Here is an 11,425-nt window from a genome sequence, read left to right on the forward strand (position 1 = left end):
CCTTCAAAATACAGTAGTGGTGCGACAATCAGTCCAATAAAAATCTCCGAATTGAACCGTTCTACCAGGCCGTTTAATAGCGGAATTACGGCAATCACGGCACCAACTAGCATACTGACATAATTCACTGAAAGTCGTGGTAACCAGCGACGGTTGATCACAATACTGACCATCGCCGCAACCACCAATATGCTAGTTGAAATAAGTAGTGTCATTTTTGTTCTCACCCCTTTTTTTATTAAAATAACTAACATTGATTATTGCCGCTTTAATTTGGCATGTAAAGTAAAAGCAACCCCTACAACTCACACGGCTTACATTGATTCGACAGCCACCAGCCGATTATTATTGTTGGAACAAATACCCGCCAAACTAAATCCAAAAAATTAGCGCGTCAAGCCGCCCATGACTTAACGCGCTAATATCAAATTTCTAATTATGTTATGCTTTTATCCAATCACAGGCTTACTTTTCCTGATGATGCCGGAACGCTTCAATCATCGTCCACGTCAAACTCGTATTTTGGTCGTTGTGCGGAATCTGATCACGTTGGAACCACTGGGCCTTAGCCAATTCGTCAGTTTCCAAGTCAATCGCCACGTTTTCGTTCAAATCCGCAAAGTACCCCGCTAATAAGGAATGCGATGGCGCCCACGGTTGACTCCCAAAGTAACGCAAGTTGTGAACTTCCAACCCAACTTCTTCAAAGACCTCACGCCGAACCGTGTCTTCAAAGGTCTCACCAATCTCGTTATAGCCAGAAATCAGCGAATAATAATTGTAGCCGGACAGGAACTTCGTCATCAGTAATTTGTCCCCGTTCGTGACACCGACGATAATCGCTGGCATAATCGTGGGATAGATTGTCTGACCACACGCAGCGCAAACTAGTGACCGTTCCGCGCTCCCAGGATGCAACGGTTGCCCACAGTGCCCACAAAACCGATTCGTATCATACCACCAGGCCAAGTGGGCGGCAGTCGCACTACTAAATGCCAACCAGGCTGGTTTTAAATCGCGGAACTGTTTCGTTGAACCCACGGTATACTGATTGGTTGCCGTTGCGGTCACATCCACCCAGAAAAAAGCGGCTTCGTCGACTGCCAGTAAGTACTGATACTGGTCCGCATCAAACTGCCAATCCTGCGCCACTGCTTCATACTTAGGTAGCGTGCCATCTTGTAGTAAGACTTGCTGCTGGCGGCCAATTAAGATGTAATCGCCAGGACGCAGTGAACGTTGCTGCTCATTTTGATTTTTTAAAACGTGCGGTTGAATATCTTGAAACATGTTGGGCCCACTTTCCTATATAAAATCATTAATTTTAAAACAATGGTTTTATTATAACGAAATCGGTGGGGTTTTACAGGAATTCGTCCTTGTAAACGTTCTTAAAGCTTCGTCTGAGAGAACTGCTGCATCAATGCCTTCAGCAGTGGTGGCTGCTGTCCCGGTTGAGTCAAGGCAACAATATCGTAATCCTGCAGGTTGTCCCCTTCAATCGGCAGATAGGCGACTTGTTCATCATGTTTAGCCGAGATGAGTCCCGCGGGATAAAATGCCACCGCCTGATTGAGCGCCACCAACAGATGCATTTGTTCAGCGCTCGTGACCCGGCGAATTTGCTCGTAATCTTGGATAAAAGGTGCGCTGGCCAAGAAGCTTTCTAACAAAAACGTCGAACTTTCTGGACTGTAATACAAAATGGGCAGCGTCGTTAATGCCTGTTGTGGTAGCTCTTCTAACTTGCTCAAAGGATTCAAGCGGCTGACCCCCATCACCATTTGATTATGATAAATCGATACTGCTTGTAGTTTGGTTGCCGCTGCGACAGCTGGTCGACCATAGCTAATCGACAACGCCAAATCGAGCGAGCCATCCACTACTTGCTGCGTCAGATGTTCATTACTCCCCTGTCGCACAACAAATTGACTGTCGGGCCACCGCTTTTTTAATGCGTATAACGCCCGCAGTAACAGTGGTTGTTCAAAAGCTGAAAAGTAGCCAACTCGCAGGAGTCGTTTGGTGGGTGCATCAAATTCGCGTAGTTCCGTCAACGCCGCCGTATAGTTATTCACAATATCCTGTGCCGAGGCCCAAAATAACCGCCCTTGAGGGGTCAAGCTGATGCGATTATGACCTCTTTGAAATAAGGTGACCTGTAATTCATGTTCAAGTTGCGTCATCTGCTTAGACACCGCACGTTGAGACCGATATTCACGGGCGGCGACTTGCTGAAAGCTACCATATTGTACGACGCGTAAAAAAGTCTGTAAGCGGTCAAAATCCATAATGTCAACTCCATCCGAACACTTTGTTCGCCTGACGAACTAAATTGTCCGTTTGTTTACGGCTAATCACCCGTTATGATGAGGGTGTGTTAGCGGTTACTTCATTATAGTAATGGTGAATTCGACCGTCAAATGGCTAATCAATATAAAATCTGTCTGGAGGAATTGATATGACGTTAACAAAACTGACTTCATATGACATTGTCGTTGTGGGTACTGGTGCTGCCGGAACCGCTGCTGCTCTGGAAGCGGCACAACATGGCGCGACCGTCCTACTACTTGAAAAAGGTCGGCATACTGGCGGTAGTAGTAACTACACTGAGGGATTATTTGCGGTTGACTCATATTTACAGCAAGCGCAACACATTCACGTTTCAGCCACCGAGGTCTTGAAGGAAGAAGTCGACTATTCCAAGTATCGCGCTGATTCACGTATTTGGCGCCAATATCTAGACGATAGTGCTGACACGGTGCAATGGCTGAAGGACCAGGGTGTCGAATACGAAGGCGTTCAGGCGATGGGCGCTGGTGAAGCAACTTGGCATATCTATAAAGGCATGGGCCAGGTTGTTTTACATGACGCCCTTCAACCCAAAGTCTTGGCACTGGGCGTCGAATTACTGACCTCAACCACCGCCATCGACTTGCACCAAGCTGATAATGGGGCGATCAACGGTGTCACGATTCAAAACGCGGCCACCAATGAAACTCAACTTGTCGAGACACATGCCGTCATCCTGGCGACCGGTGGTTATTTGAACAACCCCGAGATGATGCAAAACTTGACTCACTATGACACGAGCCGCTTAATTCCAGTCAGTTCTGGCAAAGGGACTGGTGACGGCTTACGACTTGCTTGGCAGGCTGGTGCACAACAATACGGTACCGGCATGGCTATGTTATTCGGCGGCTATTTAAAAGACCCGAGCGAACCTTCATTTAAATACATGGCTTCGCAAATGGAAACTGCCGCTGGTCAACAGCCCTTACTATGGCTAAACGAACATGGTGAACGCTTTGTCGATGAAGCCGTCGTTTATAATTTTTCATACGCTGGGAATGCCCTGTATACACAAAACCAGGTCTTTAGCATTCTTGACCAAGGTGTTATTGACCGGATGGCTCGTGACGGAAACTTCATGGGGCTGGGCGTCTACGTTCGTCGGGGCGAAAAGATGACCAAGTTACAAGCTGAAATCGATGCTGCCGTTGCGGCAAATAAGCCCTTCGTTTTCAAAGCGAAGACCATCGAAGAATTAGCGGCCAAAATGCACTTACCGGTTGACCAAGTCACTCGATCCATTCAAACTTACAATCAATATTGCGATAACGGCCAGGATGACGAATTTGGGAAGGATCCCGCCTACCTAGTCAAGGTTGACCAAGGGCCGTTTTACGGTTTCGAATTGAACGTCGGTGCATTTTGCACGATGGGTGGCCTAAAAGTAACAACGGCTAACGAAGTGCTCGACACTGAAGGAACGCCAATTCCAGGTCTATACGCCGCCGGAAATGATGCTGCGGGTCTCACGGGTGATACTTATGGGCCAAATATGCCAGGAACCTGTGTCGGCTATGCCTTTTACTCCGGTCGAAACTCGGGTCGTAATGCCGTCACTTATCTGAACAACGATGTGGCTGTAACTGACTAATAAATTTAAAACAGGCCATCACAAGACGTGCTTTTCAAAAGCGCGTCTTTATTTGTCTTCTCATGTAGCTAGCAGACTTATCGCTAACTGCATTTATTTTCCACTTAGTCAGGTTTACAAACCAAGTCATTACAATCATTATGGCCTTTAAAAACCAATTACTTTCATCGCACTGACTAACACTTCTTAAGGTGCATGACAACTAACGCAATGTGCCAGCTGATGAAACCGCCTACAAAATCCCCGTTTTATCCATATATTGCCCGTCAATTTTGCATGACCACTTAAGATTAAACCTAGTTTTTCCATGTTTATCAGCAGATAGACCATTGTTCTGAGCGGTGCTACAATTTAGCCGAATTGAATTCTTATCATCAAAAAGGAGTGTCATTATTTTGAATAAGCAAAAGATTATTATGGCGAACCCGCCAAAATGGCATCTCGTCACGGGCATTGCCGCCACGCTACTGGCAAGCCTTATTTTAACGAACCAACAAGCATTCGCTGCCACTGACGCCCCAACATCGACGGCCCCGGTAACCCAACAAGTCGCTAGCGCCAGTCCACTAGCGGGTAGCCAAGCCGTTCTAACACCAACTAACCCGGCAAATAGTGGCGCAAAAGCAACGACCGAAACGCAGCCAACGGTATCACCGGCATCGGCTGCGTCTGCCAGTCTCACGTCAAGTACAAGCCAGCAAACCGCCAGTTCAAAAACGCCGACAAGCGCTTCTTCAGGCGCGTCAAATAGCACGGAAACACCTCAGCCAGCCGCAAGTCCGGTCACTTCGATGGCGATTAATTCCACTGCGCCGACGTCTAACAATGTCGGCACGCCGACTAGTAGCGGTGTACCAGCTGGCTCGATTGCATCCGCTGCCACCAGTTCTGGAACCAGTGATAAGACCGGCACGAGCGCTGAAGCACCAACTAGCCTGGCACCACTTAGTACGACCAGTAGTCCGGCAAGCAGCACAAGTATAACACTCAAAAGTAATGGTACGTCTGCCGCTGAAAGTAACGCCGCTAGCTCAGCCCTTGCGCTATCCGCGGCTGCAACACCAAGTACCGGTAGTACCGCTGCGCCTAACTTAATCACTAGCGCCGTCAACAGTATCGCGGCCAGCGCCGTTTCCGAAGTAGCTAGTGCAGCAAGTGCTGGTGCACCTAGCTCAGCTGCCGGTTCGGCTGTTACTGGTTCAACTGGAACGACTAGCGCTGCTGGTTCGACCGGAGGAGCCTACTCAACTAGCACACCTAGTTCAACGGGCGCGACTAGTGCGACTGGCTCAACTAGCGTTCCCGGATCATCGGCAGCGCCGGCAGTGACCAGCGCCTTTCAAATCACTAGTGCCGTTAACAGCATCGCGGCTAGCACCTATTCTGAAGATGCGTCGGAAGCGAGTGCTGAAGCTGCTTCAGCGGCGGCCAGCTCCGAAACTGCCGCAACCAGTGCCGCCAGCACGAACCCGACTTCTACGGCCGCACCAACTGAAAGTATCGACACATGGATGCCTAACAAACGCCTTCAATTGGCCGTTTTAAGTGAATTACAAGCACTCAAGCTCCCCGACCATCAGTTTAATTCCGTTAATGATATTACTCAGGCTGATATGCAATTATTAACCACGTTTCATGGCAAAGATACGTATATTGATGGGCACACGGCCTACTCGTTGGAAGGCTTGCAGTACGCTACCAATTTGACGTCAATTTGGCTAAACAGTGGCCTTAATGCACCTGGTGGTTACTATAACGGCGACGTTACCGACATTTCGCCGTTGAGTGGGCTGACCAAATTAACATCGCTGAACATTCAACATAACCGCGTCAGCGACTTATCGCCGATTGCTCATCTGACTAACCTTAAGGAATTGGAAGTTGCCTATAACAACATTGCGGATCTGTCCGTTTTCAAAGATCTTCCAAATCTAACGCGAACGACCTATGGCGGCCAAACGATTTTGGAACCACTACGCTACGTCGACCAAAATACCGCCAGCGCAACTTTGCAAAACCATTTTTACTTACCGAATGGGCAACAGGCGGCACTGAAATCACAAGCGGCAATTCTGAGTCCCGTACGGTTTGCGCCGAATGATGGCGGCTTCTACTACCGTTTTTACTTCAACGGTGCGGATAAGGCTGTCAGTGGTGACCTCAGCAACGTGGTGCCCGCTGAACAAGGCGGCCTAACGTTTAATCAGCTGGTCCCACAGATTCCTGGTTTTACCGGCGACGCCAACGGCCAATTCGCGACAAATGGCGTCACGCTCAACGTGGTCCCAAATGAGAAAAATTTCTACCTCGTCGCGCAAGGGATGGAGGGCAGCACGCCTGTGTTCCACGTCTTTCAACCGTACGTTCTCGCAGCCAAAGCAGCACCCGTCACCATCCAGCATGTGGATCGTAGCGGTGCCAGCTTACGAGACGCAGAGCAATTGACGGGCCTGGTCGGCGAAGATTATCAAAGTACGCCAGCTGAAATCACCAACTACACGCACGTGGATACCCAGGGCGCACCTCAAGGGACATTCAGCGCTGAACCACAAGCAGTCACTTATGTCTATGAAAAGACGGCTGGTGCCCCGGTCACCGTCAGTTACCAAGACGAACAAGGCCAAACGTTGAAGCCCGATACAACTTGTAACGGCTTTGCGGGCGATCCATACGCGACGCAGCCACTAGAAATTGCTGGCTACGACCTCACCAAAACGCCGACCAATGCGACCGGGACCTTTAGCAGCGAACCGCAACACGTGGTCTACGTTTATACCAAGCAGATTCCACAGCCCGTTACTGCTAGTTACCAGGATGAAAATGGGCAGACGCTGAAACCCGACGTCACCCACACTGGCGAAATTGGTGCGGCTTATCAGACCGAAGCACTCGAGATCCCGGGCTATGACTTAGTTAAGACTAACGGCAATGCGTCTGGTGTCTTCACTAAGGAACCGCAGACCGTCGTTTACGTTTATGGCAAGCAGATTCCGCAACCAGTTACTGCTAGTTACCAAGATGAAAATGGGCAGACGTTGAAACCGGACGTCACCCATACTGGTGAAATTGGTGCGGCTTATCAGACTGAAGTGCTTGAGATTCCAGGGTATGAACTCGTCAAGGCTCCCCATAATGCATCCGGCGTCTTCACTAAGGAACCACAGACTGTCGTTTACGTTTACAAGGAATTGGCCGTTCATCCTGTCACGGTTAGCTATCGAGACGCTGATGGCAAGTCGCTCCACGCCGATGTCGTTTTGTCTGGATTATTCGGTCAAAACTATCAAACGGAACAACTAACGATTCCGGGTTACATCTTCAGCAAAGTTATGGGTTCCACGACTGGTACCTTTGGAACGACCGCCCAGCACGTGATCTACGTTTACACGCCGGAACCAAGCGTCCCAGAGACGCCCGCGCCAAGTCCGGAACCAGGGCCGGAACCAAATCCAGCGCCGCAACCAAATCCAACACCACAGCCAGAGCCGGCACCGCAGCCAAATCCAACGCCACAGCCAGAGCCAACGCCACAGCCAGAGCCGGCACCGCAACCGAGTCCGGCGCCGCAACAACCAGGACCGGCACCATTACCAGGGCCGATGCCACTTCCTAATTTGACACCGCATCCAGGCAATTCGGCGTCAACCGCCCCTGTTGCACAAGGGACTAGTGCGCCGCAATCAACACCAACGAGCCACACAGCTTCAGCGCCAATCGTACCAGCCAGCGCACTCGCACAGCCAGAATTACCCGAATCCCCTGCGACAGCCGCTGCTCAGAAAGCTGGCCAGTTGCCACAAACTAGCGAGCAGACCGAACACACCGCAACGCTTGCTGGTTTACTTGCCGCGTTGTTCACCGGTTTAGGCTGGTTAGGTCTCGCTGCTAAGTTCAAGAAGCGGGAATAAATTTATTACTGATTAGAAATCAAAACGACCACTCAATGTAGTGGCCGTTTTTAGTTGCGATTGGAATATCGGACTCATCCAATCAGGTTTGCTAGGGTGACATCGCGCCAACACTCATTCGGTTACCCCCGTTGTGCGATGGGTCCGAGATTACTGATTCAAACTCATTTCCCCCCTTCAATCACACGCTGATCTAAATCGCAAATAAACCATTTTACCAGTGTATAATGTTTTCGATTAACAATTAGTTCAGCTATAATAAACCTATACGAAAGGAGATCAAAATAATGAAATATGCGAAAACCAAAGAAGTATTGAATCAACTTGTCGCCGATTTAAGTCAGATGTCGATGATTATTCACCAAACGCACTGGTACATGCGCGGGCCTAACTTTTTGAAGTTGCACCCACTGATGGATGAATTTATGGAAGAAATCGACAGTCAGCTCGATGTCATTTCTGAACGTCTGATTGCATTGGACGGCAACCCTTACTCCACCCTTAAAGAAATGGCCGATAACACTAAGATCAAAGATTGGCCTGGCACTTGGGATAAGACGACGCCAGAACGGCTGGCACACTTAGTTGATGGCTATCGTTACTTGGAAGACCTTTACCAGCACGGCATTGAAGTGTCGGACGTTGAAAAGGACTTCAGTACCCAAGATATTTTCATTGGTCTCAAAACCGCGATTGAAAAGAAGATTTGGATGATTCAGGCTGAGCTTGGGTCAGCACCAAAAATCGACGAATAGACCTACTCGTTCAAAATTTTAGCTAAGACTGACAACGTGCACTGCGATATGATTCGCGGTGCACGTTGTTTATTTAGCCCGGACTTAATTGTTGATTCAGCTAATTTTCCTAACAGCGTCCTTAAAATGCTGTGATGGTACTAAACATTCCATCTATCAGGAGGAATTCGAATTGTATTTAGATATCGCAACCAAAGCCAAATCACTATTTAAAAATTTTCCAAAAGTATCCGATCCCGAAACGGCGGCCCAGACCGCGGTCGTTAATCCCCTATTTTCGTGGCATATATCAACAATTCAAAAAAATAAATTTATCGTTTTTAACAATGATGGCTGCTCGTTACACGTCGTCATCAAGAGTTCCACTGAGCAGGCGCAAGTAGGAGCTGATTTTTGGGCTATGTTGGAACAGTTATGGCTTCAATGGTCACTGGATAGACAACTTTTTGAGCAGTACCGGACGAAAGCTAAGCCGTTTGTCGTCATCCAAAACATGAATCGCACCGTTGCCAAAATTCTAAGCAAGACCATTCGTGACCACGAGTTGAATGCTAAGAAAACAAAGCCTGATGATGCCAGTCTGCTAAGGCTTTCCAGCCTGCTCACGGATGACCTGCAACCCCAAAATGGTGGCTGGTAATCCGTCATTGCCAGTAGCTCTCCAGTATCGACTCGCTTGATTGTTCCGCTTTTCATCTGAAAACGGCGCTCAAGTGTATTCAGACTCGCGGTCTGTCAGATCAGTCGCACGACACCACAATTTAAAAAGGATCGATAATTTGCAAATTACCGATCCTTTTTTGTCGTACTTAATATTAAATTCAATTAATGGCTAGTCCAAAGCCAGCCACGATCCCCACGATAATAAAAATAATTCCCATCACGAAACTTGTCCAAACGCCCATCGCTGCGAACGGTGATGTTTCGGCATTACCATGTAACTTCACCTGCCGAAAATAGCGCCGAGACGCAATTAATTGATAACAGCCCAAACCAATGAAAAGCAAACTGAACAGCAGTTGTAACAGCATACTGGTCTTCATTATGGTTTCCCCCTCGTCGACAGTCCGCATCATTTTTATGATTATTTTAATTTACCGTATGACTTGAGTGTCAACTTTTATTTGTTGCTTCAATTATACCATCAGCGCCGATAACTAGGGCTTTAACCTCGCTTTTAACGGTAATATTTTGCTGCCATCAAGGCCCAGCGTCTTTCTTATGATGCCTAACTAACGTGAGGTCAACTCGCAAGTTCATTTAAATAAAGTTGTCAAGACGGCAATTGGGTCTTGATTGCTACCAGATCCACGGCCTCACCACATTGTTTTAACCCAGTCATCATTTCGTATATGACTGTTTGACAAAAATAAGAAGAAAATATGAATTTTTTGTTAAAAATTATTAGTTGTTATGCTATGATTGGTTTTGCTCGGTAAATCTTTCATAATTTTAACAATTTTCGAGTATCAATTTTATTCATATTATTTCGCCCGATGTGTCAATTCTAGGAGGAACACCGATGAACGAAACAAAGTTCTGTATTAATTGTGGGAAGGAAATTCCCGCAAACGCAACGTTCTGCTCATTCTGTGGTGCGGATCAAAAGACGGCCGCAACCGCTGAAACGCAAACTGATGGGAACACGACAACCGGCAAGCAGCCGACGCCACCGGAACACGACAACATGTGGACAGCACTCAAGCTGGGAATGAAACAAACCTTTACTTGGTCACAGCGCATCACCCGCCCACAATATTGGTGGCTCTACTTGGATTTAATGCTCATCGCCTTGATTTTGACGTTCACGCTTGGCCTCAAAGTCTATAGTTTTCCGGCATTTGCGGCGCACGTGAATGTGCTTCAAGCGGTGCTGCTACTCATCTATTCAGCGCTCATGTGCTGGATTTCAGTGATGCAGTTCACTGCAGGTGCTCGGCGGCTGCACGACTCCAATCGTTCGGCACATTACTTATGGTTCTCACTGATTCCAATCGTCGGACCAATCTTGATCATCGTTTTCATGTGCCAACGGTCAAAACCAGCTGGCGAACGCTTCGATCGTTTTGCTAGTCAGCCCAAGCCATGGACGCACAAATGGTGGACTTGGTGCCTACTCGTCTTATTCACACTCCTGTACGCCGGTTCAGTAAATATCGTCGCACGTGACAATGCCGTTGATTCTGCGCTGACAACGACGTCCAATTCCGATTCGACGAGTGATTCTGACGACAGCTATACGGATAGTGACAGTTACGACGACAGTGATAGTGATAGTACGGACACCGATTCAGACACTGATTCGGAATCAGACTCAAGTTCTGACACTGACAGTATTACCGTTGGTGATGACGACATTGATATTTCTGATCAAAAAACTTATAACACCTCATACAGCGATAGTAGTTGGACAGGTTCTACCTTCAAAATCGATAAGGTTACAGTTTATAAAACTGACGGGGCCTACACCATCGGTAGCGGCAGTGACAAACGTGACTTTAACGGTGTTGTTAAAGTTCACATGAGTATCCACGCTGGTCGCGACATTTCAGCCTACCCAACCCAGGCCAAGCTCAGCACCAACGATGGCCAACAGGTCAACGCTGACATGGATAGTGACGACTTCGATGGCGACTTAAACAGCGGCACGGATACTGACGGTAATTTATATTTTGAATTATCAAAATTATCCAGCGTCAAAGACATTACCAGCATCCGCCTCAAATGGGACGCCAGCTACGATACGGATGATTACGATGATGACAACGACTTTAAGACCTACGATGCGACACTTAATTTGAATTAATTTTTAGTACCTA

Annotated in this window: 8 protein-coding genes and 1 pseudogene; 5 read left to right on the plus strand and 4 right to left on the minus strand. The window is 47.9% G+C overall.

Going from position 1 to position 11,425, the window contains the following annotated elements:
• The 3 genes and pseudogenes from KGF65_RS11125 to KGF65_RS11135 form a co-directional block, all read right to left on the minus strand.
• Positions 1-215: pseudogene (locus KGF65_RS11125) on the minus strand (sodium:proton antiporter); the annotation flags it as partial.
• A 250-nt stretch (positions 216-465) separates the two neighbouring features.
• Positions 466-1,290 carry an NAD(+) diphosphatase gene (nudC, locus tag KGF65_RS11130; protein WP_216748506.1) on the minus strand — a complete coding sequence of 275 codons (825 nt, stop codon included), beginning with the start codon at positions 1,288-1,290 and terminating at the stop codon, positions 466-468.
• A gap of 101 nt (positions 1,291-1,391) precedes the next feature.
• Positions 1,392-2,291: a LysR family transcriptional regulator gene (locus KGF65_RS11135; RefSeq protein ID WP_101872822.1), complete on the minus strand. Its 900-nt coding sequence runs from the start codon at positions 2,289-2,291 to the stop codon at positions 1,392-1,394.
• A 170-nt stretch (positions 2,292-2,461) separates the two neighbouring features.
• Between KGF65_RS11135 and KGF65_RS11140 the strand changes: the two genes are divergently transcribed.
• The 4 genes from KGF65_RS11140 to KGF65_RS11155 all read left to right on the plus strand — a co-directional run bounded on the left by KGF65_RS11140 (position 2,462) and on the right by KGF65_RS11155 (position 9,246).
• On the plus strand, positions 2,462-3,943 hold the full coding sequence (locus tag KGF65_RS11140) for an FAD-dependent oxidoreductase (protein ID WP_101872821.1): 1,482 nt from the start codon (positions 2,462-2,464) through the stop codon (positions 3,941-3,943).
• Positions 3,944-4,338: 395 nt separating this feature from the next.
• The gene (locus tag KGF65_RS11145) at positions 4,339-7,851 is read left to right on the plus strand and encodes a MucBP domain-containing protein (protein ID WP_216748505.1); all 3,513 of its coding nucleotides are present in this window, start codon (positions 4,339-4,341) and stop codon (positions 7,849-7,851) included.
• A gap of 287 nt (positions 7,852-8,138) precedes the next feature.
• Positions 8,139-8,606, plus strand: a complete 468-nt coding sequence (locus tag KGF65_RS11150) for a DNA starvation/stationary phase protection protein (RefSeq protein WP_050339800.1) — start codon at positions 8,139-8,141, stop codon at positions 8,604-8,606.
• Positions 8,607-8,778: 172 nt separating this feature from the next.
• Positions 8,779-9,246, plus strand: coding sequence for a hypothetical protein (locus KGF65_RS11155; RefSeq protein ID WP_105923429.1), 468 nt, complete (start codon positions 8,779-8,781; stop codon positions 9,244-9,246).
• Between the two features lie 181 nt (positions 9,247-9,427).
• Here the strand turns inward: KGF65_RS11155 and KGF65_RS11160 are convergent, their stop codons facing one another.
• Entirely contained in the window at positions 9,428-9,649 is a 222-nt protein-coding gene (locus KGF65_RS11160; protein WP_225083036.1) for a hypothetical protein, read from the minus strand.
• Between the two features lie 479 nt (positions 9,650-10,128).
• On the opposite strand from KGF65_RS11160, the gene KGF65_RS11165 reads away from it, so the two are divergent.
• Entirely contained in the window at positions 10,129-11,412 is a 1,284-nt protein-coding gene (locus KGF65_RS11165) for a DUF805 domain-containing protein (RefSeq protein WP_216748504.1), read from the plus strand.
• Positions 11,413-11,425 lie beyond the last annotated feature (13 nt).

This window comes from Lactiplantibacillus sp. 30.2.29, from assembly GCF_018991255.1.
Classification (GTDB): domain Bacteria; phylum Bacillota; class Bacilli; order Lactobacillales; family Lactobacillaceae; genus Lactiplantibacillus; species Lactiplantibacillus pentosus.